Origin of the sequence: Niastella sp. OAS944, assembly GCA_024809215.1 — a bacterium.
GTDB lineage: Bacteria > Bacteroidota > Bacteroidia > Chitinophagales > Chitinophagaceae > Niastella.
In genome coordinates, this window is sequence record JANUBW010000001.1 from 836,111 (window position 1) to 859,731 (window position 23,621).

Annotated in this window: 19 protein-coding genes; 7 read left to right on the forward strand and 12 right to left on the reverse strand. The window is 44.2% G+C overall.

Annotated elements, in window-relative coordinates; genetic code table 11:
• Positions 1–16: 16 nt before the first annotated feature.
• The 5 genes from GGD38_RS03240 to sppA all read right to left on the reverse strand — a co-directional run bounded on the left by GGD38_RS03240 (position 17) and on the right by sppA (position 8,179).
• A complete protein-coding gene (locus tag GGD38_RS03240; protein WP_375299464.1) occupies positions 17–3,205 on the reverse strand; it encodes a SusC/RagA family TonB-linked outer membrane protein in 3,189 nt (1,062 codons plus the stop codon).
• Between the two features lie 687 nt (positions 3,206–3,892).
• Positions 3,893–4,405: a DUF2911 domain-containing protein gene (locus GGD38_RS03245; protein WP_375299463.1), complete on the reverse strand. Its 513-nt coding sequence runs from the start codon at positions 4,403–4,405 to the stop codon at positions 3,893–3,895.
• A 33-nt stretch (positions 4,406–4,438) separates the two neighbouring features.
• Complete coding sequence (locus GGD38_RS03250; RefSeq protein WP_375299462.1) at positions 4,439–4,933, reverse strand: hypothetical protein; 495 nt, start codon at positions 4,931–4,933, stop codon at positions 4,439–4,441.
• A 139-nt stretch (positions 4,934–5,072) separates the two neighbouring features.
• The gene (locus GGD38_RS03255) at positions 5,073–6,173 is read right to left on the reverse strand and encodes an ABC transporter permease (protein WP_375299461.1); all 1,101 of its coding nucleotides are present in this window, start codon (positions 6,171–6,173) and stop codon (positions 5,073–5,075) included.
• A gap of 251 nt (positions 6,174–6,424) precedes the next feature.
• A complete protein-coding gene (sppA, locus tag GGD38_RS03260; RefSeq protein WP_375299460.1) occupies positions 6,425–8,179 on the reverse strand; it encodes a signal peptide peptidase SppA in 1,755 nt (584 codons plus the stop codon).
• A 59-nt stretch (positions 8,180–8,238) separates the two neighbouring features.
• Here sppA and folK point away from each other — a divergent pair, with 59 nt between their 5' ends.
• Together folK and GGD38_RS03270 are read left to right on the forward strand one after the other, a co-directional pair.
• Entirely contained in the window at positions 8,239–8,736 is a 498-nt protein-coding gene (gene folK, locus GGD38_RS03265) for a 2-amino-4-hydroxy-6-hydroxymethyldihydropteridine diphosphokinase (protein ID WP_375299459.1), read from the forward strand.
• 252 nt (positions 8,737–8,988) lie between these two features.
• Positions 8,989–9,621, forward strand: a complete 633-nt coding sequence (locus GGD38_RS03270; protein ID WP_375299458.1) for a deoxynucleoside kinase — start codon at positions 8,989–8,991, stop codon at positions 9,619–9,621.
• A gap of 80 nt (positions 9,622–9,701) precedes the next feature.
• Here the strand turns inward: GGD38_RS03270 and GGD38_RS03275 are convergent, their stop codons facing one another.
• Positions 9,702–10,958 carry an MFS transporter gene (locus GGD38_RS03275; protein ID WP_375299457.1) on the reverse strand — a complete coding sequence of 419 codons (1,257 nt, stop codon included), beginning with the start codon at positions 10,956–10,958 and terminating at the stop codon, positions 9,702–9,704.
• 309 nt (positions 10,959–11,267) lie between these two features.
• Here GGD38_RS03275 and cysM point away from each other — a divergent pair, with 309 nt between their 5' ends.
• Positions 11,268–12,140 (forward strand): cysteine synthase CysM, encoded by an 873-nt coding sequence (gene cysM / locus GGD38_RS03280; protein ID WP_375299456.1) that lies wholly within the window; start codon positions 11,268–11,270, stop codon positions 12,138–12,140.
• Here the strand turns inward: cysM and GGD38_RS03285 are convergent.
• Positions 12,137–12,607 carry a hypothetical protein gene (locus GGD38_RS03285; RefSeq protein WP_375299455.1) on the reverse strand — a complete coding sequence of 157 codons (471 nt, stop codon included), beginning with the start codon at positions 12,605–12,607 and terminating at the stop codon, positions 12,137–12,139. The two genes, cysM and GGD38_RS03285, sit on opposite strands and share 4 nt — an antisense overlap.
• 164 nt (positions 12,608–12,771) lie before the next feature.
• Between GGD38_RS03285 and GGD38_RS03290 the strand changes: the two genes are divergently transcribed.
• Positions 12,772–13,401 carry a hypothetical protein gene (locus GGD38_RS03290; RefSeq protein WP_375299454.1) on the forward strand — a complete coding sequence of 210 codons (630 nt, stop codon included), beginning with the start codon at positions 12,772–12,774 and terminating at the stop codon, positions 13,399–13,401.
• Here the strand turns inward: GGD38_RS03290 and GGD38_RS03295 are convergent.
• The 3 genes from GGD38_RS03295 to GGD38_RS03305 all read right to left on the reverse strand — a co-directional run bounded on the left by GGD38_RS03295 (position 13,391) and on the right by GGD38_RS03305 (position 16,534).
• The gene (locus GGD38_RS03295) at positions 13,391–13,672 is read right to left on the reverse strand and encodes a DUF4242 domain-containing protein (protein ID WP_375299453.1); all 282 of its coding nucleotides are present in this window, start codon (positions 13,670–13,672) and stop codon (positions 13,391–13,393) included. The two genes, GGD38_RS03290 and GGD38_RS03295, sit on opposite strands and share 11 nt — an antisense overlap.
• Before the next feature lie 56 nt (positions 13,673–13,728).
• A complete protein-coding gene (locus GGD38_RS03300) occupies positions 13,729–15,960 on the reverse strand; it encodes a cation:proton antiporter (protein ID WP_375299452.1) in 2,232 nt (743 codons plus the stop codon).
• Between the two features lie 64 nt (positions 15,961–16,024).
• Entirely contained in the window at positions 16,025–16,534 is a 510-nt protein-coding gene (locus GGD38_RS03305; protein ID WP_375299451.1) for a YkgJ family cysteine cluster protein, read from the reverse strand.
• A 133-nt stretch (positions 16,535–16,667) separates the two neighbouring features.
• Between GGD38_RS03305 and GGD38_RS03310 the strand changes: the two genes are divergently transcribed.
• Entirely contained in the window at positions 16,668–17,615 is a 948-nt protein-coding gene (locus GGD38_RS03310) for a sterol desaturase family protein (protein ID WP_375299450.1), read from the forward strand.
• A gap of 77 nt (positions 17,616–17,692) precedes the next feature.
• A complete protein-coding gene (locus GGD38_RS03315) occupies positions 17,693–18,619 on the forward strand; it encodes a sterol desaturase family protein (protein ID WP_375299449.1) in 927 nt (308 codons plus the stop codon).
• A 6-nt stretch (positions 18,620–18,625) separates the two neighbouring features.
• Here the strand turns inward: GGD38_RS03315 and GGD38_RS03320 are convergent, their stop codons facing one another.
• Positions 18,626–19,435, reverse strand: a complete 810-nt coding sequence (locus GGD38_RS03320; protein ID WP_375299448.1) for a DUF3667 domain-containing protein — start codon at positions 19,433–19,435, stop codon at positions 18,626–18,628.
• Positions 19,436–19,695: 260 nt separating this feature from the next.
• Between GGD38_RS03320 and gcvP the strand changes: the two genes are divergently transcribed.
• On the forward strand, positions 19,696–22,611 hold the full coding sequence (gene gcvP / locus GGD38_RS03325) for an aminomethyl-transferring glycine dehydrogenase (RefSeq protein ID WP_375299447.1): 2,916 nt from the start codon (positions 19,696–19,698) through the stop codon (positions 22,609–22,611).
• Between the two features lie 148 nt (positions 22,612–22,759).
• Here gcvP and GGD38_RS03330 read toward each other — a convergent pair whose 3' ends face one another.
• Positions 22,760–23,398: a hypothetical protein gene (locus GGD38_RS03330; protein ID WP_375299446.1), complete on the reverse strand. Its 639-nt coding sequence runs from the start codon at positions 23,396–23,398 to the stop codon at positions 22,760–22,762.
• Positions 23,399–23,621 lie beyond the last annotated feature (223 nt).

Sequence of the window (23,621 nt, forward strand, 5' to 3'; positions counted from 1 at the left end):
TATCAAATTTGTGGTATTAGAATTTAGCGGCTATGCTGAAACTGAATGTACGGGGAATAGGCACGGCGCCAAAATCAACCGCACGTACTATGGTACTTTGTCCGCCCGCATTTACTTCCGGGTCATATCCTTTATAATCATCCCATGATATCAGGTTACGGCCGCTGGCGCTTATGGTGAGATCATTGAAGAATTTCACTTTACCGAAACGGTAACTTAAGCTGATCTCACGCAGCTTCACAAACGAACCATCGTCAATACGCCATTGCTCTATCTGGTATACGCTGTTAACCCAGCCACGGGGCAATAAACCCATTTGTTCCTGTTCAGCTACTTTACCATTCCCTACACCCTGTCTTGTTCTAAAATCAGCATTCCATACATCAACACCCTGTACTGCATCAAACTGCACCCGTAAGCCGAACTTTTTATAACCTACTTCATTTACCAGTGAAGCAGTATAATCAGGATTTGGATCGCCAATTACTTTTTGCAAATTAGCGCCGCTTGGCAATCCATTGGCATCACGTTGCGGTGTATAGCTATCGAAACCGGCATTTTGTACGCCTTTTTCAGCAAGTGGGAAACCTGAAGCATTCTTTAGATCATTACCATTGGCATCCTTGGCGAAAAATGCACCGTAAAACACACCTACCGGGTAGTTCTCGGCCACATAAATAGGTGAACCAGAAACTCCAATTAAGGAAATAGCGTTGGTGCCTATCTTAACGGCTTTGTTACGGTTACGGTTGAAAATGGCCGTTACATCCCAGGTCAGGTCTTTGTTCTTTACGGGTGTTCCTGACAACACCACTTCCAAACCTTTATTTTCAAGTGCACCATAGTTATCGAGCAAAGTAGAGAAGCCGTTGGTGGGCGCTATATCACGTCTGATCAACAGGTCATCAACCTTTTTGATATAATAGTTGAATTGCAGGTTAAGCCGGTTAGCAAAGAATGAAAGGTCGGTACCCATTTCCAGTTCCTTTTGTCTTTCGGGTTTTACATTGGCGTTGGCTAAAGTACCGCTCGATACCAACGCGGTCCTTCCCAAATAAGGCAGTGAGCTGTACGCATTGAACCGGTCGTAAGCGCCTATGCCCGTCATGTTGCCCGATTCGCCATAAGCCATACGCAACTTGGCTACATTCCACCATTTTGCTAATGGCAGTTTGCTCCAGAAATCGGTTTCAGAAAGAATATAACTGCCGCTTCCTTTAAAATAAACCTGGTTGCGTTCATCTTTACCAAATGCCGAAGAGCCGTCTACGCGTACTGCACCGGTAAGAAATAACTGGTTCTTGAATTTAAAATTTTGTTGCAGGTATTCACCCGAAATAGAGATCTCTGAGCGGCTGTCGGCGCCCGGTATTATGGTGCTTGCGCCATTTACGGTTTCAACAAAAGGAGCAAGCCCCCGACCATGTGATAAAGTATACCCGTTCTTTTCATATTGTAAAGAGTAACCTACCTGAGTGGTAGACGCCCAGTCGTCGGTTATATTGGTCTGGTAGGTTCCATTTACTTCATGGTTTATTTGAAAAAAGTTATTGACGGCGGCACTTGCGTACCCATTCTGCGAAGCGTCGATAAACGGCGGGATAGTTGGCGGATTCCCGGGGTTATAACCACCATAATAAGCCGTACTTACGAAATAAGCATAGGGCGGCATAAAGGTAGTACCGCGCTGAGCGTAATTGTCAATACCCAGGGTATAGTCAAATGTGAGACCTTTTGCCGGTCTCACTTTTAATGAGGTACTGGCAATTAAGCGGTTTGTTTCCTGCTTTTGTTTAAAGTCTTCAATAACCGATACGGGGTTCACGCGCAGCCGCTCGCCCACTGCTTTTAAGTTGCCCAATGCATCACGTTCCCAAATGTTATGGAAATTACCAATGATGGTTACCGAGTTCATGGGTGAGAAAAAGGAGTTACCATCGGGTTTTTCATTACCGGCACTGTTTATATAATTCAACCCAACGCTGAGGTTGGCCCATTTGGCCAGTTCCTGATCGAGGTTCAACCTAAAGCTGAAGCGTTTAAAATCGGTGTTCTTTATAATGCCTTCATTATAGAAATAAGAAGCCGAGGTGTAATATTTGGTTTTGTCTTTCCCACCGCTTACCGAAACGTTATTGTCGGTTCCCAGGCCTGTTTGGAATATATAATCCTGGTAATCGTACCGGGTTACAGGCGTTGTATTGGTGGGCAGTACATTATTTATAGTAGCAATAAGATCGTGGGTAAAAGCATTGGGCCCGTCGGGAGGGCCGCCAAACTTCACCGGCGACTGATTCACATCGAGTTTTTTGCGCAGGTGGCTGGTCATTATACTGCTGGAAAAATTAATGATGGGCGCACCGGTACTTCCACGTTTGGTAAATATTTGCACAACTCCCGTATTTGCTCTTGAACCATAAATAGCAGAAGCGGCAGCGCCATTCAATACTTCAATACGTTCAATATCGGCGGGGTTAAGATCTGCCAACCGGTTCTGGCCTGTGCTTCCAACAAAAAGGTTACCCGTTGTATTGTTTACGGCAACGTTAGGCGCATCGTAACTAGCCTGGGTATTGGTAACCCGGTTGGTTGAATTGTTTACTATAACACCATCAATAATGTATAATGGCTCAGAAGAACCGTATACAGAACTAATGCCGCGAAGCCGTACAGAAATACCACCGCCGGGATCACCTGAGTTTTGAATGATCTGCGCACCCGCTGTTTTACCTTGTAATGCTGCGAGCACATTACCGGTAGCGCCTTTGTTCAACTGATCGGCTTTAATGGTACTGATATAACTACCAAGTTGTTTACGGGTAGTTCCCTGTGAAGTACCCGTTACAATTACTTCATCGAGCCCCATGGCATCATCAACCAGCGTTACACTTACGGTATAAGCATCGGCACTGCCAACGGTAAGGCTTTGGGTAGTGGTTTTAAAACCTACCCCTGTAAATTCCAACGAATAGCTGCCCGGTTTTAGCGGCGCAGTAATAGCGTAATTGCCAGAAGGTTCAGTTGCTGAACCATAAGTCGTATTCTTAATAGTAACAGAAATACCCGGTAACGGCTGGTTATCGGCATTGGTAACCTTTCCACTAACGCGAACCTGTGCAAGGGTCAGGCTCACGATCAGCTGGCACAACAGTAATAAGCTAACTGCTTTTACCGGCCGGCTATTCGATGTTAAAAGTTTCGTCATAATCCTTTTGTTTCGAATTAATAATTAAGTGCCAAGAATTGGGTTGTAGGACAGGTTTATAGCGTGTACTTTATTTCGGTTAGTTATAACGGTAGGGACGGAGAAGTAACAGGCTAACGGTTGGTTAGCTGATTCAAATAATGATTTGAAGAGGCTGGATTAACTGGTGAACTCTTAGTTGGATAGAAAAAACAGGATGGTTGAAGAAACCTGCTGAATGATCGATTCCGAGCAAATCTATCGCCTTTCTGATGGTATAAAGCATATCGCGTAACAGTTAGTTAACACCAAATTCAGCATTAAAACGCAAATTACCAAAACAAATAGCGCGTTATTGCTGCTTTATGCAGGAATAAAATTATAGTATTTAGTAATACTTCCCTTTCCGGCACAACTGTGCAGAAAACAATGAGATAATGTGCTAATGTGATAATTAGATAATGGAATACAGGCCTACAAGGCAAGTTGAAAAAGTAGCGAGTTGATAAGTTGATGGGGTTGATAAAGGCAAGGAAAAACGTGCTAAGAAAAATCCCCTCCCCCCTCAGGGGGAGGCGTCAGGGGGACAGGGCCTTCAACCGGCTACCAGTGAACAATGAACTAAGAACTATAAACTATGAACTGTATAAAAGCAAAAAGCCTCCCGATGCATCGGGAAGCTTCTTGCTACTTTACTCTTATATAACCTTATTTAACCGAAAAATCTACTTCTTCATTACCCCACAGCAATGACACTTTACCGCTTTTATCAACGTTGAACGTCATACGCTCGGTGAACTGTGGCGCTTTTGTGGGTTTTACTTTTACACGTAATACATCATCAGACTCAGCATATTTGTATGCTCCCCACTGATTGGGGGTTTTGTTGAAGATAACCACCCATTCTTCTTTATTTGGAATGGTAAACAAGCCATATTTACCGGCAGGTAGTGATTTGCCTTCTACCTTTACATCTTTGCTTACTTCAAATGTAGTAGCCTCATTAGCACCGGTACGCCATACTTTACCATAAGGCGCAATCTCCTTTCCAATTTCACGGCCTTTTACCGCAGGCTGGCTATAATCGATGGTGATAACGGTACCATTACTGATTGTTTCGGTTACTTTGGCTGGCGGACTGGGTCTTTTTGATTTATCGTCCTGTGCCTTTATACCTAAAGTAACAAACGCTATGGCTGACAAAAGCAATACTTTCTTCATACGTTAACATTTTTAGGAATGAAAAATAAGCCTTTATGGATTCTTCTCCAGCAACTTTTTCAGGTTACCCAGCGATTTCTCCATAGGCGGCCCCAATTGCTTATCAAAAACTATGCTACCAAATTTTTCCCAGGGGTACCAGCGTAATTTTATATCAAAATACCATTGCAGCACCAATTGCCCATCATTACCGTACCAGGTAAACCCACTGTTAAGTACCCGCGCATTCGGCTGTTTCCAGTCGGTAAGCAGGGTATCGCCTGCCTGTGCCGTTTTGGTAATGGTCATATGCTCACTGGTAATGGTACTTTCAGCGAATTGTTCATTACCAAGCTCGGGATTGTTGGCCATTATATTCCATTGCTTCCACTCGCGCAAATCGGCCAGCCGGGCCACCAGGCTATCTTTTGGCGCCGAAATGTCTATGGCCCGCGATACCCTTACCGTAGAAGGAATAATGAGGGAAAAAAGGAAAATAACTATAAATAAAACAACAGCACTGATAATGGCCAGTTTCACAAAACGCATACTTAGTTCCTAGTTTTTAGTTCTTAGTTTAAAGTTCTTTTATTCGGTACTCAAGAGAATCCGCAAAGCTCGCGTTGGGCGTTCAGCTGTATTCTGTATTTGCTTTCGGCCTTGGGCTTTAGCCTTTAACCTCACCTCCCTATTCCCATTTAAATATTCTGATCAATAAACTGTAGCCTACCAAACACCATACTATAAGAATGGTGATCTCTTTGCCTACGCCCAACAAATGCATGCCTTCGAACGATACTTTACGCATGGCGTCGTTCAATGCAGTTAATGGCAGGTAATTGATGATGGCCTGTAAACTTTCGGGCAACAATCCCTTTGGGAAAAAGGTGCCCGATAAAAAATATTGGGGAAACATAAACAGGTTGGCATAGATAGGTATCACATGCTGGTTCTTGGCTATGCTGCTAATGATAAACCCAAAACCCATAAACACCGCAATACCCAGGAAACTCAGCACCAGCAGCTCGAGAAAGGTTACAAAGCCATGGGCCAGGGTGAAATGATAAAAGATGGTGCCGAATAAGATCAGGACAATAGAAGTGCTTAGCTGGAACATCACCCGCGCCAGGCTTTCACCCAACACAATAAATGTTTTCTTTACCGGGGTGGCAAACATCCGTTTTAACACCAGCGTTTCGCGCAGGGTAAAAAACACAAACGCTACCCCAAATACAGCCGAGCCTATGAGCGAGAAACCCAGCATACCGGGTAAATAAAAATCGATCATGCGATAGCGGCGCCCGGGTATTTGTTCAACCGTAACTGTGGCTGTTTTATTTACCACCGAACTGGCTGTGGTCTTATTAATGATGGTTTCTAATAAGTCCTGTACGCCCGGCAGCTCACGTTGACCGGCAGAAGTTGTTTTTAAGTGAATTTCATATTGCCCGCCCATTGCATTTGGAGGAAGTTTGCGCACATCGATCATGGCAGTGATGCGCCCTTTTTTCAACCGGTCGAGCAATTCTTCCTCACTACCCTCATGTACATCGAACAGGTTGTTCGATTTAATAAAGTAGTATATGCTATTGAGGGTATCGCTTTTAGCGTCAAAGGCAATATCATAGGCTTTTCCGCCACCACCGCCGGCCAATGCGCCAAAGACCATTATCAGCACTATTGGGAAGAACAGGCTAAAGAAAATGGCCTGGGGACTTTTAAAAATTGCCCGCATGGTGGCCTTGCAAATAGCCCACATGGCCGTCCATTGGTTGTATTGACCAGACATAGATTGTTTCAAAAATTTGGCGGCAAAGCTAGTTGAAAAAAACGGCAATCGGCAGTCGGCAATCGGCAATACTCCTGCGCGAAGTGGTAGCGAAACGGCAAACGTGAAACAAGCTCTACCCTAGCCGCGGCCCCTGGCCCCCTCCCGACCTTCCCCCGGTTTGGGGAGGCCACTTATTAGGTCAATTTTTCTTTATCAACTTTATTAATGCTATATCCTTTTCAACTTACGCCTTCTGTTCAATTCATCCACTATTCGAAGGTCATCTCAAAAGGCATTCTCGCCTGGGTAACCCCCACCATTTGTTTCACGCGTTTTATGGTTTGGTAGGTTTTCATGCCATCTTCGCCCAGCTCTTTTTGCATGGCCGATTGGGTAGCGTCTTTTTCATAACCGCCGAAGATCATTTCCAGCACATTATGCGGTTCGGGATACTCCCTCAAACGGTAATCGCTTGTTTTAGCCATACGGGCTGCACAGGCAATGGCATCTTCAAGACCGCCCAGCCTGTCAACAAGGCCTAGTTCCAACGCGCGGGAACCGCTCCAAACACGGCCCTGCCCTATGCTATCGATGTAATTGATGTCTTTTTTACGGCCATCTGCCACTCTTCCCTTAAAGGTCATATATACAGAGTCGACACTGCTTTGTAAAAATATCCTTTGCGCGGGCGTCAATGGTTTGGTGGCATTGATCATATCGGCCTGTGACGCCGTTTTAACGCCATCGAACGTAATGCCCAGTTTGTTATTGAAGAATTTTTGCATGTTCGGCAACAGGGTGAACACGCCTATTGATCCCGTAATGGTATTGGTTTGCGCAAAAATACTATCGGCATTGCACGACAAATAATACGCACCCGAAGCAGCCACATCGCCAAAACTTACCACCACAGGTTTGTCTTTACGGGTAAGCGTAAGCTCGCGCCAAATGTTTTCGCTGGCCAGCGCGCTGCCGCCGCCCGAATTGATGCGAATGACAATGGCTTTAATATTTTTATCGAGGCGGGCCCTGCGAATAAGATCACGATAGGTTACGCTGCCGATCATATCACGATCGCCTTTGCCATCAACAATATCGCCCTGAGCAAAAATTACAGCTATCTTGTCTTTACCATCGCGTCTGAAATCTATTGCTTTGGCATATTTCGGTAAACCAATAAAATTGAGTTTGTCGAGTTTTACCCCACCCAGCTTTTTTGCAATTTCCTCCCGCACTTCATCGTCGTATTTGAGCCCGTCAATGAGCCCGTATTTCACTGCGTCGGCGGCATATTGAATACGGTATTCATTGGCATATTGATGCAGTGTGGCAGTATCGAGTTTACGCGCTTCGGCGGTTTGCTGTAATAACCGGCCATACATATCGCCAATTAAAACCGATAACTGCAGGCGGTTGGCATCGGTCATTTGTGTTTCGCGAAAAGGCTCGGTGGCGCTTTTAAACTTACCGGCATAAAAGATCTGGGGTTCTATTTCGAGCTTTTGCAATAATCCTTTTACAAAGGCAAGTTGAATGGCATAACCGCGCCAGTCGACCCCACCTTTGGGATTGCAATAAATTTTATCGGCAATATTTCCTACTGAGTAACCACTCTGGGAAATAACATCGCCATATGCGTATACAAATTTGCCTGATCTTTTAAAATCAATGATGGCATTGCGGATCTCCTGGCTGCTACCCCCACTGTTGGCGTTACTGGCGCATTTGATATAAATGCCTTTCACCGCGGTATCGGTTTTAGCATATTTTATCATTCTAACAACATCGTATAATGAAGGCATATTCTCACCATCTTTGCCGGTAAACCGGGCGAGTGGATTTTCTACACCAATTTCGGGGTAATTACGCGACAGGTCAACCACCAGCACCGCCTGGCCGCCCGTTCTTTCTTTTTCTTCAGCTGTTAAACCGCCTATAACGCCCATCAAAATGAAGAAGATAATTACACACAAAACAACCAATGCCAGAAAAGAAGCCAGGAATATTTTAAAAAAGCTCTTCATTAACAAATTTATTTTAAACGAAATTCAAAGATATTTGACCCTTCGATGGTATGCAATATATGAATAAAGTCTTTTTACTGATAGGCGGCAATATGGGCGACCGGTTGCAAAATCTGCACCAGGCAATTTCCCTTTTATCGGCAGCAGTTGGGCCGGTAATACAACAATCGGCGGTGTACGAAACTGCGGCATGGGGAAAAACCGACCAGCCTGCTTTTTTGAACCAGGCGCTATTATTAACGAGCCGGTTAAGCGCCCGGGAGCTAATAGTTACGGTTTTATCGGTTGAAGAAGAAATGGGCCGGCACAGAACGGAAAAATTCGGTCCTCGGGTAATTGACATCGATATTATGTTTTATAATGAAGATGTGATAAACGAGCCGCATTTGACCATCCCACACCCGCAAATGCAGAACCGCCGTTTTGCACTGGTGCCGTTGGTTGAATTAGCGCCAGAGATGATACATCCGGTATTGGGAAAAACGCTTGAGGAATTATTGTTGGAGTGTAAGGATGAATTACCGGTTGTCAATTTTAGTAAAACGGGACTGGGTTGATCAAGGCAGTTGAAAAGTTGACGAGTTAACAAGGAAAGTGCGAGCCTCGCGAGCAGGGCTTTATTGCCGATTCACGATTCGCGATTGCGGGGAAAAATCGCGAGTCCCGAACTTCGGAAACGCTTTCACGTTTACCGTTTCACGTTTTACGATAGCGAGGCATGAAAATTCGGGTACCATTGCCGATTTACGATTGCCAATTGCCGACTTATCCACCGAAACTTTGCTTTAGAAGATTTATGATCAATTACAATGAAATATCACTTTATAACAATAGAAGGAAACATCGGTGCAGGTAAAACCACGCTGGCGCATTTGCTGTCGAAGCATTATAATGCCCGGTTGATACTGGAAGAATTTGCCGATAATCCTTTTCTGCCCAAATTCTATGAGAACCCGCAGCAGTATGCATTTCCGCTGGAACTGTTCTTTATGGCCGAACGCTATAAACAACTAAAAGAACTGATCCACACCAATGATCTGTTCCAAAGCATTACCATTACCGATTATTTGTTCACCAAATGTTTGCTGTTTGCTAAAATAAATCTGCCCGAAGAAGAATACAGGTTGTATCAAAAATTGTTTGAGATCATTCATCAGCAACTGGTGCAGCCAGAACTGCTTATTTACCTGCATGCGCCGGTTGACCGCCTCCAAAAGAATATCAGGAAACGCAATCGCTCATACGAACAACAAATACCCGACGAATACCTGCTGAACATACAGCAAACCTATACGCATTACATAAAACAACACAACATAAAAACATTGTTTGTTGATGCCAGCAATGCCGATTTCCTCAGCAATCCCAAACACCTGCAGGTGATCATCGATGCGCTTGACCAGGAATATGAGCAGGGACAGCATTACTTTACGTTACCCTAAAGTAAATATCGAATGCCGAATTTTCAATATTGAATGTTGAAGTAAATACACTTCGACATTGGACATTCGACATTCTACATTCAATATTCGAACTTCCGTAAGCTCGGCGCTTTAAACCACATCACAGTAACTACCAGCAGGGTCATGGCGCCGCCAAAGATCACCGAGGGCACAATGCCCATTAACTTGGCAGCTACACCACTTTCGAAATAGCCAATTTCATTGGAAGAGTTGATGAACATACTATTTACCGAAGATACCCTTCCCCTCATATTATCGGGGGTCTTTAATTGCAGAATGGTACCTCTTACCACAACACTAATACCATCCATTACACCGCTGCACAACAAGGCAAAAAAGGAAAGAATATAAAGTTTAGATAAGCCGAAGGTTATAATACTTAGACCAAAGCCCGCCACCACACATAACAGTACCAGTCCCTGCTTTTTCTTCAGCGGACGGAAGGTAAGGGTGAGAATAACACTGAAAGAACCAATATCGGCCGCCGCATTCAACCAGCCAAAACCAATAGGTCCGGCATGTAAAATATCACCGGCAAAGAAGGGCAGCATGGCCACGGCGCCGCCAAACAATACGGCGAACATATCGAGCGTAATAGCGCCCAGTAATTCTTTGGTGGTAAAAACATAACGTAAACCTTCTTTCACACTTTCCCAGGTGGCCTGGCCTTTATTGGTATGCACAATAGGTTTGCGTTCTATTTGAAATACACAAAAAGCCGCAATGGCTATGTATATCATGATCAAAATAAATGTGCCTGTATAACCGGCATAGGCAACCAAAAAACCGGCCGAAGCATGTCCTAATACAGAAGCCGATAACCAGGTGCTTGAGCTCCAGGTAACGGCATTGGGCAGAATATTTTTAGGCACAATTTGCGCCATTATTGAACTTGTTGCCGGACCCGAAAAAGCGCGGATAATACCTGTACAAAAAATGATGAGGTAAACGGCATACTGAACAAAATGTTTGCCAAGGCTAAGTTCGGTATTATGTAACGTTACATACATGAGCGCCGATGAGCTCAGGAAATAGAGTAAGATGGTCCTGAACAGCAAGGTGCGCTTATCGCTTTTATCAACAACGTGACCCGAATACAAAGCCAATGAAATGGCCGGAATGGCTTCTGACAATCCGATAAATGCAATGGCCAGCGGGTTCCTGGTGATCTCGTACATTTTCCAACCAACCACGGTGGCAATCATACGCATGGCCATAATAAAAAAGAACCGTTGAATTATGTACAGGCGAAACTCTTTTATACGAACTGCTACAAAGGGACTCGAAAGATCAGTGGTACCGGAATCAGTTGACATTCTATAACGATTTGATGATCTGCAAAAGGCTAAATTGAGCGCAAAATTAACAGATATTGCCTATATGTACGGCAAATGTCTAACACGCTGCTACCCGCCGGCAGATTAAATTCTAATGAAAAATTAAGATGCACCGGTGAACTAACCCCATTTTTCAATTGTATTGGCATTAGCACTTATATAACTTAAACTTTTACATAGCAGGTTGTGGAACAATATAATCTATCACGGCGATAGAATTAATCTTTTACCACCACCGCCATGGGAATTATAAAAGTGGTAATTTCAACTTCCTGATAAATTATTACAATGGCAAGCATTATAGACCTGGTAGGCAATACCCCCATGGTAGAGATCAAACAGCTCAACCCAAACCCGAATGTGACCATATATGCAAAGCTCGAAGGGAATAACCCGGGCGGCAGTGTGAAAGACAGGCCGGCGTTGAATATGATCAAATCTGCACTGGAGCGGGGCGACATACAACCAGGATCAAAACTTATTGAAGCTACAAGCGGTAATACAGGTATAGCGCTGGCGATGGTGGCCAGGTTGTTCAACCTCGATATAGAACTGGTAATGCCTTCCACATCAACCCGCGAAAGAACGCTTACCATGGAAGCCTTCGGCGCCAGGGTAACGCTGCTCGATAGCATTGAAAAATGCCGCGATTATGCCGAAGAAAAAGCGGCGGCGGGTGAAGCCATAATTTTAAACCAGTTTGCGAACCCCGATAATTACAAAGCGCATTATAAAACTACAGGTCCGGAAATATGGCGCGACACCAATCAAACCATTACCCATTTTGTTAGCTCCATGGGCACTACCGGTACCATTATGGGTTGTTCTATGTTTTTTAAAGAAAAGAACCCCGATATTCAAATTGTAGGCTGTCAGCCAACGGAAGAATCATCTATCCCCGGTATTCGCCGCTGGCCCAAGGAATATTTGCCTAAGATCTTCGATCCCAGCCGGGTAGACCGTGTCATCGATGTATCGCAACAGGATGCAACCATTACGGCCAGGCAGCTGGCAAAAGTAGAAGGCATATTTGCCGGCATGAGCAGTGGCGGCGCAGCTTCTGCTGCGTTCAGGCTGGCCAAAGAAATAAAAGAGGGCGTAATTGTGTTTATCGTTTGCGACCGGGGCGACAGGTATTTGAGTAGTGATTTGTTTGGTTAAGACCCAAATGTATCTTTCTTTACTATTTCTTGAAGAATATCTCTAGCCCTTAACCGGTTAAATGACTCTTGTTGTACCGTTCTTACAAGCAACAACAATTGTTTTGAAGTCAGGTTATAGGCTATTTTTACTTTGGATAAATCAACTTTGTTTTCTTTAATAGAAATCAATAATTCATACACTGTATCTATCCTTTCTTCCTCCTCATCCAGACTTGCCATTTCGCCAAAGGAAATAACCTTTGCATGGCCATCTTTTTTTGAAACAACAAACCCTGGTGCACCAGCTAATGGCAAGCCTGTGTAATTTCCTCCATCCGGATTAAGTATCATAAAATCAAAATAATAGAAATGGCTATATTCGGTCATTTCTCCCACCCCATACTTATAATCATCACGTGAGGAAAGGTTTCCGTTTTCCCAGTCAACAAACTTAAAGGCAATAATAGAGGCATCCCCGGGCGTCATTATAAAAAATCCTTATTCAATTAAAAATCGTTGTGCAGCTAACTTACAATAATCCTGTAAGAGTTTGATTAATAGGGTAAACGATTACCGAGAGCATGGCTTGTGCAGCCCTCACTGAAATGACGCATGGTTTTTGTATATTTAGCGTAAGCCTGATTTAACCTATGCAAAAATTTAAGCCGTTATTCTTTGAACTCATTTGGTTAGGCGTTATCCTCAACGCTACCGTATTGGTCGCCATCTTTGTTTTTGGCTGGACCTTCCTCGGAAATCATTTCGATATTCGCCTGCACGAAACCTACTTTACCATTTCTTCCTGGAAAATTGTGTTGCCGCTTTTTGTGTTTTTCGCATTCTTTATTTTCCTTGTAAAAGAGATCAGACACCAGTTCAAACGCAAGGCATCGAACATCATTATGCTCATAGCAGGTTCTATACTTATTCTGCTATTAGCCACCATCAACAAACAGGTCATCATTTCTGAAATGGTTTACTTCGGTGGCTCTTCGGTTTTCCCTTCCCTTTCGGCCATGAATGAACTTAATATGAAAAAGGCCGTTAGTCCGGCCATGCATGTAGTATCCAACTCACTTACCGTTATACAATTCTTTGTAACAATAAGTATGTTATATGTGGCATATAAAATGGGCAGGAATTATGTTGCACCGGTAGCTACAATAGAAAAGAATAACCATTCGCATGTTAACCATGCAAACAATACAATAAAGCCTAAGGCAATTCCCCAGGTAAAAAAAGAAGAAAAAATGGTTAGTAAGGCTTCTGCTACACAGTAGCTTCTGCAGTAGTAGGATCAATAATAGCTTTCACCTTACTTATTTTATCGGCAGGAAACCCGGCAGATTCTGCATGTTTTTTTATAGCAGCTTCATCGGTTGCATTATAAATACAGTAGATCTTATTATCGGTGACATAGCTGTGTATCCATTGTATTTGCGGCCCCATTTCCATTAACACATTACACGATGTTTGGGCCGCTTCCTGTAGTTGTTCCTGGGTAAGATTACCAACATTGGGCATCTCTCTTTCGATAACGAATTTTGGCATAGCAATTAATTTACTTTAAAGATAATCTTATTACCTACCCAAAAAAATGATACTCGTTACCTTATTCCCAGCTCTTTTACTTCTTCAATCTTTTTGCGGTCGCCAACGATCCATACTATATCATCCCATTCAAAAATGGTTGTGGAATCGGGGTTCAAAATACGCTTACCATTACGCTCTATACCCACCACTACGCCATTGGTCATTTCGCGTATGCCCGATGCCCGAATGGTTTTTCCGCGTAAGGCAGTATGCTCATCAACAATGATCTTGTTGAGCGTAATTTCTTCTTCCCCATTTTGCGAAGGCAGCGTAGCCGTTTCAATTACCATGCGAAATTGTTCCAACTGAACATCGGTACCAATTACAGCTATTTTATCGAAGGGATATAACACATCGCTGCGGGCCGGTGCGGTAATAATTATTGAACCTCGTTCTATATAGGCGATATTGATACCAAAATGTTCGCGCCAGGCCAGCTGCTGTAATGTTTTGCCTACCACCGTTGATTCGGCCGGCATGGTAAAATAGGCCATGTGTGCATCCCAGGGCGACAGATCACTATTGCCGCCCGATGGCATTTGCTCACGCTGATTAAGATTGGTAAGAAAGCGTTTTTCAATACGGGCATAAAACGAATTTAACCGCCGGGCAAAAACAAACAATACAACAACTATCACCGGCAATATGGCCACCAGGGCAATAAGCGTATTGAACAACCTGTCGACCATAAACCCAACCAGCACCACCAGCAAAAGGTTGCGCACTACCTCCAGCATTACCAGCGGACCGTGATTATACTTTTTATCGAGCCACAGGTTTCTATAAGCCAGTGAATGCAGGCGGCGAATGGCCAGTCCCCAAAAGAATGGTGCAGTAGCCGCCAGCGTTATTACAAAAGCTATTATACCAGGCCATATATTACCCGAAATGCTGGCCTGTAAAATTGGTAATAAATAAGTGGTTGATAAGAATATAATGGAAAGCGCTATTACCGAATTGGTGGCCATTACCAGCAAATACGACCGCAATACGATGTGCCAGTCGCTTTCGGCCTGAATGATTTGTGCACCGGCGCTATATTGATTGATGGCCGTTTTCCATTTTAAAGGCAGGCGGGGCGCCAGCCAGTTATAGAATGGATTAGCCAGTTTGATCATATAGGGTGTGGTAAAAGTAGTGATCACCGAAACCCCAACAGCTATAGGATATAAATAATCGCTTGTTACCTGCAAACCCAAACCCAGGGTGGCAATAATAAACGAGAACTCCCCTATTTGCGCAAGGCTCATGCCCGCCTGTATAGATTGTTTTAAAGGCTGACCCGATAACAACGCCCCCAATGATACATTCACTGTTTTACCTATTATCACTACCAATGAAAGTATAAGTACGGGCCATATGTATTGTATGATGAGGTCGGGCTCAATCAATAAACCTACCGATACAAAGAAGATAGCGCCGAATAAATTCTTCACCGGTTGTACCAGGTGCTCTATTTTTTCGGCCTGTGGCGTTTCGGCCAATATAGAACCCATTATAAAAGCCCCCAGGGGTGCAGAGAAACCCACATACGTGGCAAACACCACCATCAGTAAACAAAGTCCCAGCGAAATAACCAACATGGTTTCATCATTCAACAACTTTCGGCCCCATTTCAGCAATCCGGGTACTATAAAAATGCCCGACACAAACCAGATAACTAAAAAGAACACCAGCTTAAAAACAGAGAACAACATTTCACCACCAGCAAACTCACGGCTTACCGCTAACGTTGAAAGCAACACCATTAGCAATACAGCCATCAGGTCCTCTATTACCAATACACCCATTACCAGCCCGGCAAACTTTTTTGTTTTTACATTCAGTTCGTCAAATGCGCGAATAATGATGGTGGTTGAAGAAATGGCTATGATACCACCCAGAAAAATACAATCCATGGTGGGCCAGCCCAGCAGCTTGCCGGTTAAATATCCCAGGGCCACCATTGCCGAGATCTCGAATATACCGGTGACGCCGGCCGTGCCGCCGATTTTTACCAGCTTTTTAAAACTGAATTCCAGTCCCAAACTAAACAGTAAAAAAATAACGCCGATGTCGGCCCATACCTTAACACCTTCCAGGTCGGAGATCGAAGGCAGGAGCGAAAAATTGGGACCCACAAGCAAACCGGCCAAAATATAGCCAAGCACCACCGGTTGTTTTAGTTTCTTAAACAGCAGTGTGGTTACTCCGGCAATGGCCAGTATAAGAGCAAGGTCCTGTATCAGGGTTGGTAAATGCGACATGCGTGGGCGCGTAGTTGGTTGGTTAACTTCAATGGCAGCAACCGGGAATACTGTTTATTCTAACCTACACATCGGCCTTCAACAATCTTTCCAACACATAGTATACTGCCGGACAAAACGTACTATTCTTCAACGTCAGATTCGGCCTTTTCAATATCACATCTTCATCGGTATATGGGTACCGTTCACAATCTGACGGGCGAACCTCATAAATACTGCAATAATTATCGGCCCCCAGGAAAGCACAGGGCGATTGTTTAACTACATAATCACCTTCTTCATCTAACCGCAAATACGTTTCAATAAACACACTTTCTTTCATTCTAAGGTGTTTACTGATGCGTTTTATATCAGGCGTTTTAAAACGCGGTGAATAGTTCTTACAACAGTTGGCGCATTGCAAACAGTCGACCTTTGAAAACGCCTCCTCGTGTAAATCGGGCAATTTTTTCAACACTTTGTTCCGGTCGGCCCGTTTTAGCAGGTTCTTATACTGTTTCTGGTGCTCAGCACTTTTCTTTTGCCAGTTGCCCTCCTCAATTCCTTCAACCATATTATCTCGGTGTGCTGCCATTATTTAACAAATGCTTTTGATTTTATTTCTGCTCAGCGCCGTCTGAACGGCGAGCTTTTTTGGGAGCTTTTCTTTCCCCCTGCAAGTTAACTTATCCCCGACACAATGGTTTGGTTTTTGAACTTTAATTCCCATGCGCGCATTGTACGAACAAATAGTATTGCTTTTTTCAACGCCGCTGTATGTTTTGGTCATTGGGGCCGAACTGCTGATCAGCCATCTTGAAGGCGTTAAGTCTTATAATTGGAAAGATACCATTCACAACTTCCTTTTAAGCCTTTTAACCGGCCTTACCGACCTGGTAATGCGGGGCGTAAGCCTGATTGTGATAACATTTTTCTTTAAATATAGTTTTACCAGCTGGTCATATTCCATTACCTATTGGGTAATACTCTTATTGTTCACCGATATGATGCATTACTGGCTGCACCGGCTTGGTCATGAATGCCGCTTCTTTTGGGCCGTGCATGTAAATCACCACACTTCTACTCACTTCAATTTTACCGTAGGTTTTCGCAGCGGCGTGTTGGAACCATTCTATAGTTTTCTATTTTTCATTCCCATTGCGCTGGCTGGCTTTCGTCCTATAGATATCTTTTTTATGTATTCAATAACCCAGGTGTGGGCCATATTGACCCATACAGAAAAAGTAAAAAAGCTGGGCTGGCTCGAATATATTTTTGTAACTCCATCGCACCACCGGGTACATCATGCAAGCAACCCCAAATACCTCGATAAGAACATGGGCACCGTATTCATATTCTGGGATAAACTCTTTGGCACCTTTCAACAGGAGCTGCCACCACAGGAATATGAACCTATACGTTATGGTATTACCCACCCGCTCGAAAACAATTCCGTTCCCACACTTATCTTTCACGAATGGGCAGCTATTATAAAAGACCTTCGCCGAAAGGATATCGGTTTTAAGCAAAAATTAAGGTATGTGTTTGGCGCCCCGGGCTGGAGCCATGATGGGCATAGTATGACCAGTGATGAAATGCGCAGGCAGGAACATATTAAAAATAGTAGCGTTAAACAGGCATATACGACAGATATTAACATAAAAAAAACAGGATAATTTCCATTATATACAATAAAATACATGGGATTATACGCCAAGATATTGCAACACAAAGTTTATTTTTGCGGCACTGAATGAATGCCCTGCTAGAACAAATATTGATCCTGGTAAGTACGCCTGTTTATATGCTCATTATAGGGCTTGAACTGCTGCTTAGTAATTATCATCACCGAAAATTATATGGGTGGAAGGATACCGCAGTAAATGTATACCTGATGCTGCTTAATGCTGCCCTCGACCTGCTGTTCCGTGGTGTGTATGTGGTTATACTCGATTACTTCTATCGTCATCATATTCTTTCTTTCAGCCATGTGGTAGTGTATTGGGTAATGTTATTATTACTCGAAGATTTTCTGTATTACTGGCTGCACCGCTTCGATCATGAGGTAAGGCTTTTTTGGGCCGTGCATGTTACTCATCACTCATCAGAGAATTTCAACTTCACGGTTGGCTTCCGCTCTTCGGTATTTCAACCGTTATACCGCTTTATCTATTTCATTCCCCTGGCATTAATGGGTTTTAAACCTATTGATATTTTGTTCATGTATTCTGCCACACAGATCTGGGGAATATTTGTACATACCAAACTCATTCATAAAATGGGCTGGTTCGAGTACTTTTTGGTAACGCCAAGCCATCACCGGGTGCACCATGCCAGCAACCCCAAGTACCTCGATAAGAACATGGGTATGTTCCTTATCATTTGGGATAAAATGTTTGGCACCTTTCAACCCGAGCTTCCTGAAACAGAATACCAGCCTATCAGGTACGGGTTAACAAAACCCATAGAAAAGGAAACACCGCTTACCATCGTTTTTCACGAATGGACACAAATGTGGAAAGACGTAGCCCGTAAAGACCTGAGCTTTAAAGAAAAATGGAACTATCTGTTTGGCCCTCCGGGCTGGAGCCATGATGGCAGCCGCCTAACAAGCGAAGAAATGCGGGCCGAAGAAGATGGCCAGTCCCTGCAGGAGGAACCGGTTGTTATAGTTAAGTGATCGAACCTACCAGAAACCAAAGCCGGTCATAATATACCGCTCAACCAACACAAGAGAGCTAAGCACCCATATAAGTATAGTAAGCATAGAAACACCTATTGCCTTCAGTGCATGCCAAAAGCCCTTTTTACCAATGAAATGGTAATAGGCAAGGCCCCGGTACACCATTTCGAATGTGAAATAAATAAGCAATACTACCCACGACGATCTTGAAGTAGCCAGTTTACCCAGCCAGGGCACTATCAGCAGCGAATAACACAGCATGGAAAACGAAATAAAATACATAGAAGCTACCAGGTGCTCGATGAACGTATACCGTTGCTTTCTATAGAACAGGTATAAAATAAAGGCAAAGAAAGGTGTGGCCAGCATATTGGCAACATTGGAATATTTGCCCATGAACTGGCTCACATGCCCTGCCCTTTTAGCTACAGCATACATGTATTGTTTTTTAGCAGGGTCCGTAACCCGGGCGGCAGCCGTTTCTATATTTTTCACCCTGGCAAAATCAACAATATGAAAAGTGGTGGTCATAAATACCAGTATGGTACCTACGATCAGGAAGAAATTAATAGGTTTGAAATATTTGGTGCGCCGGCCATCGATGTACTCTCTGGCCACTGTTCCCGGCCGCCGGGCCAGCTGCCCTATGAGGTAAAAAATACCCTTATCGGCATGGGTGATGTAATGCAGCGCATCGTGTACGATCTCATGAAAGTTCAGGCGGTGGGTTGCCGCTTTTTGCCCACAGCCAGCGCAAAACTTATAGCCGGAACCGAGGTTGGAACCGCAATTCAAACAGTTAGTCGGGTGCATACAACAAGATAAGGAATTGTTTGTTTTATATATGCTGACCGGCTGATTATTAATGTATTACAAAAATATCATTACTATAAAACACAGACATACTTTTGTATTTCCATTAGCACATTAGCCACTTATCACATTAGCTAATTATGGCCTTATCCCCATTCAATTCACCAACAGTTCGTAACAGGCGTTAGTCTGACAGTTTAATATTAACTTTGCGGCCTTATAATAGAATAAGCACAAAAACTACAAACATAAACGGGATTATGAATCTTTTTGAACAACAGAATACTGAATTCATCCGTCGCCACATTGGACCTACCGAATCTGAAACCCGCCAAATGCTGAAAGCCATTGGCGAAAGCAGCCTCGATGCGCTGATCGATAAAACAGTTCCAGGCGGTATCCGTATGGAAGGCGCGCTGAATATTCCGCCCTCTATCAGTGAATATGAGTACCTGCAACTGATCAAGGACATTTCCCTGAAAAATAAGGTTTACAAGAACTACATTGGGCAGGGTTACTATGATACCATTACGCCCAGCGTTATTTTGCGTAACATCTTTGAAAATCCAGGCTGGTACACCCAGTACACTCCCTACCAGGCCGAAATTTCACAAGGCCGGTTAGAGAGCCTGCTGAACTTTCAAACCATGGTAAGCGACCTTACCGCTTTACCGCTTACCAATGCTTCGCTGCTCGATGAAGCTACCGCCGCTGCCGAAGCCATGACCATGTTCTTTAACACCCTGAACAAGGACCATGACCACATCAGCCGCCCTAAATTCTTTGTTGACAACGATACCTTCCCCCAAACAAAAGACGTATTGGTAACCCGCGGTGTTCCTGTGGGCATTGAAGTAGTGTTTGGCGATTACCGTACTGCAGATATCAATGAGCAATACTTTGGCGCGTTGGTGCAATACCCGAACGACAAAGGCGCAGTTGAAGACTATCGCGATTTTATAAACAAAGTGCACCAGACAGGCGCTTATGTAGCCATGGCTACCGATCTGCTGGCCCTTACCCTGTTAACACCACCCGGTGAACTGGGCGCCGATGTGGCCTTCGGTTCGGCCCAACGCTTTGGTGTTCCTTTGGGCTTTGGCGGACCCCACGCTGCTTTCTTCTCAGCTAAAGAAGATTTCAAACGCAGCATTCCCGGCCGTATCATTGGCGTAAGTATCGATGCGCAAAACAACCGCGCATTGCGTATGGCCCTGCAAACCCGCGAACAGCATATTAAACGCGAAAAAGCTACCAGCAACATCTGTACTGCACAGGCGCTTCTGGCTAATATGGCTGCCATGTACGCAGTGTATCATGGTCCCGATGGTTTGAAGAACATTGCTAAAAGAGTAACCGTTCTTACCAATGCCCTGGCCGAAGAGCTGGAAGCTGAAGGTTTTGAACTGTTGCATAAGAACTTCTTCGATACCATCGTATTCAAAGTGCCTAATGCCGAAGTTATTCGTACAAAAGCAGAAAGCGCACAGATCAACTTCCGCTACTATGGCGATAACCTGGTAGGTATTTCACTCGATGAAACCACTACCCTCAGCGATGTGCTCGATGTGTTGTTGCTGCTCGATCAGCCAAACGACCACAGCGTTGCCGGTTTTGGCGTAAGTGAAGATGCCGTTCTTTACAACATTCCAAATTCATTAACACGTACCAGCCATTTCTTAACGCACCCGGTGTTTAACAGCCACCACAGCGAAACAGAAATGATGCGTTATATAAAACAGCTCGAGAACAGAGACCTGTCGTTGAACACATCAATGATCTCCCTCGGTAGCTGTACCATGAAGTTGAACGCCGCCAGCGAAATGATACCTTTAAGCTGGCAGCACTGGAGCAAAATGCACCCATTTGCGCCAATAAGCCAAACAGAAGGCTACAAACAGATCACCGATGAACTGAGCCAATACCTGTGTGAGATCACTGCGTTTGACGCCTGCAGCCTGCAGCCTAACAGTGGTGCACAAGGTGAGTACGCCGGTTTGCTGGTAATACGCGCATACCACGCCAGCCGCAACGAAGCACACCGTAACGTAATGCTTATTCCTATCAGCGCACATGGCACCAACCCTGCCAGCGCAGTAATGGTGGGCATGAAGGTAGTGGTGGTTAAAGCACTGGAGAATGGGTACATTGATGTAGAAGACCTGAAAGCGAAAGCTGAACAGCACAGCGCAAACCTGGCAGGTATTATGATCACCTACCCCAGTACGTATGGTGTTTATGAAGAAACAGTAAAAGAGATCACCCAAATAGTTCACCAACACGGCGGACAGGTATACATGGATGGCGCCAACATGAACGCACAGGTAGGGTTAACCGCTCCTGGTTTAATTGGTGCCGACGTTTGTCACCTGAACCTGCATAAAACATTTGCCATTCCGCACGGCGGTGGCGGTCCTGGCATGGGCCCCATTTGTGTAAAAGAGCATTTGGCCAGGTTCCTGCCCGGTCACGTATCACTCGGTAACGTGCACTCAGCGATCGGTAACGGCACGCCAATAAATGTTCAGCATGCAGTAAGTGCGGCCCCTTATGGTTCTGCTTCTATCTTACTTATCAGTTATGCATATATCAGAATGCTTGGTGCAGAAGGTGTTCGTAAAGCCACTGAATATGCTATTTTGAATGCAAACTATATGCGGTCGCGCCTTGAAGGGCAATATGATATTCTGTACACCAACCACAATGGCGAGTGTGCGCACGAATTTATTGTTGACCTGCGTCCATTCAAGAAGAGCGCAGAAATTGAAGCGGAAGATGTGGCCAAACGTTTAATGGACTATGGCTTTCACGCACCTACGCTTAGCTTTCCGGTACCAGGCACCATTATGATTGAGCCTACCGAAAGCGAAGACAAATCGGAGCTCGATCGCTTCTGTGATGCTATGTTAAGCATTCGTGAAGAGATCCGTGCTATAGAAGAAGGCAAAGCCGATAAAAAAGATAATCAACTGAAGAACGCACCGCATACACAACACGTGGTTATCAATTCAAACTGGAACCACCCGTATACGCGCGAGCAGGCAGCCTTCCCATTACCTTACGTTCGTGAGAACAAATTCTGGCCCAATGTAGCCAGGGTTAACAACACGTATGGTGACAGGAACCTGATATGTACCTGCGAACCGGTGAGTTCGTATGTAGAGGCGGAAGCATAAATACAGGCGAAAGCAAAAAGCCTAAAGCTTAAGGCAAAATACAAAATGCAATAACACAAGAGGCAGTCTTCGTGAGAAGATTGCCTCTTGTGCGTTTAGCCTTCAACTGTATTCGCCTTCCGCTTTAAGCTTTAGGCTTTAGGCTCTCTTAATCATTCTGTGCCTGGTCTAACGAACTGCGCAGGTCCTTAATATCGTCTATAAGCCACTTTCCGTCCTGCTTTGCGATCTTGTACTTCAACCGGCCCGATGTGGCGGGTAAACCAACCGTAACGGTGCCTACGTCGTTTACGACGTTTTGCCATTCAACCGTTGATCTTTCAATGCGACCAAGATCTTCTTCATAATCTTTCGACAACATCACCAGGTCGAAGTCGAGGCCCTTGACCGGCATTTCGGTAGCGGGTGATTTCCTTAGCTTGTCGTTACATTTTCTGAAATACTCACGCCATTTGGCAATGTAATTATCGGTAACAAAACCGCTCTTCTGTAATGCATCGAGGTATTGTTCAGAACCGTCTGCATTTACAACATAATACGTTGAAGAATCAGGATTGGTTGAATGACGCACCAACTCAATTTGTTTGATCTGTTTAACATTGCTGCGGTACCATTTTAAAAAGTTAAGAATAGTACCTGCGGGCTGTTTGGTAAAAGCTGTGTCTGAAGGTGGTGTTCCATCAACTGCATAATTGCCGCCGATGGCCGACAATTTGGTTTTATCGGCTGAAGAGCAGGCTGCCAATGCAAACCATACGCAAATGGTAAGATGTGTGTGGAGTTTCATATGGTAGGGGGGTTTGGGTTTCCAGGTTTGGATCTATGTATGTGAATTTAATGATCTAAAAAGGGAAATGCAACCCCTGCTCCTTTTTATTTTAGTATGTGCAGACGCAAATTTTCCTGATCTTGATCATAAAACATTCTGTTCAAACAGCTTATCCCTTACATTTAGGATATACCTCATCTTTTTTAATCCCGCTCAAAAAATTTCCTACCCATTTTTTTAA

Coding starts and splice junctions, on each gene's coding strand:
- GGD38_RS03240 (WP_375299464.1), bottom strand. CDS start 3,205: ATGACGAAACTTTTAACATCGAATAGCCGGCCGGTAAAAGCAGTTAGC.
- GGD38_RS03245 (WP_375299463.1), bottom strand. CDS start 4,405: ATGAAGAAAGTATTGCTTTTGTCAGCCATAGCGTTTGTTACTTTAGGT.
- GGD38_RS03250 (WP_375299462.1), bottom strand. CDS start 4,933: ATGCGTTTTGTGAAACTGGCCATTATCAGTGCTGTTGTTTTATTTATA.
- GGD38_RS03255 (WP_375299461.1), bottom strand. CDS start 6,173: ATGTCTGGTCAATACAACCAATGGACGGCCATGTGGGCTATTTGCAAG.
- sppA (WP_375299460.1), bottom strand. CDS start 8,179: ATGAAGAGCTTTTTTAAAATATTCCTGGCTTCTTTTCTGGCATTGGTT.
- folK (WP_375299459.1), top strand. CDS start 8,239: ATGAATAAAGTCTTTTTACTGATAGGCGGCAATATGGGCGACCGGTTG.
- GGD38_RS03270 (WP_375299458.1), top strand. CDS start 8,989: ATGAAATATCACTTTATAACAATAGAAGGAAACATCGGTGCAGGTAAA.
- GGD38_RS03275 (WP_375299457.1), bottom strand. CDS start 10,958: ATGTCAACTGATTCCGGTACCACTGATCTTTCGAGTCCCTTTGTAGCA.
- cysM (WP_375299456.1), top strand. CDS start 11,268: ATGGCAAGCATTATAGACCTGGTAGGCAATACCCCCATGGTAGAGATC.
- GGD38_RS03285 (WP_375299455.1), bottom strand. CDS start 12,607: ATGACGCCCGGGGATGCCTCTATTATTGCCTTTAAGTTTGTTGACTGG.
- GGD38_RS03290 (WP_375299454.1), top strand. CDS start 12,772: ATGCAAAAATTTAAGCCGTTATTCTTTGAACTCATTTGGTTAGGCGTT.
- GGD38_RS03295 (WP_375299453.1), bottom strand. CDS start 13,672: ATGCCAAAATTCGTTATCGAAAGAGAGATGCCCAATGTTGGTAATCTT.
- GGD38_RS03300 (WP_375299452.1), bottom strand. CDS start 15,960: ATGTCGCATTTACCAACCCTGATACAGGACCTTGCTCTTATACTGGCC.
- GGD38_RS03305 (WP_375299451.1), bottom strand. CDS start 16,534: ATGGCAGCACACCGAGATAATATGGTTGAAGGAATTGAGGAGGGCAAC.
- GGD38_RS03310 (WP_375299450.1), top strand. CDS start 16,668: ATGCGCGCATTGTACGAACAAATAGTATTGCTTTTTTCAACGCCGCTG.
- GGD38_RS03315 (WP_375299449.1), top strand. CDS start 17,693: ATGAATGCCCTGCTAGAACAAATATTGATCCTGGTAAGTACGCCTGTT.
- GGD38_RS03320 (WP_375299448.1), bottom strand. CDS start 19,435: ATGCACCCGACTAACTGTTTGAATTGCGGTTCCAACCTCGGTTCCGGC.
- gcvP (WP_375299447.1), top strand. CDS start 19,696: ATGAATCTTTTTGAACAACAGAATACTGAATTCATCCGTCGCCACATT.
- GGD38_RS03330 (WP_375299446.1), bottom strand. CDS start 23,398: ATGAAACTCCACACACATCTTACCATTTGCGTATGGTTTGCATTGGCA.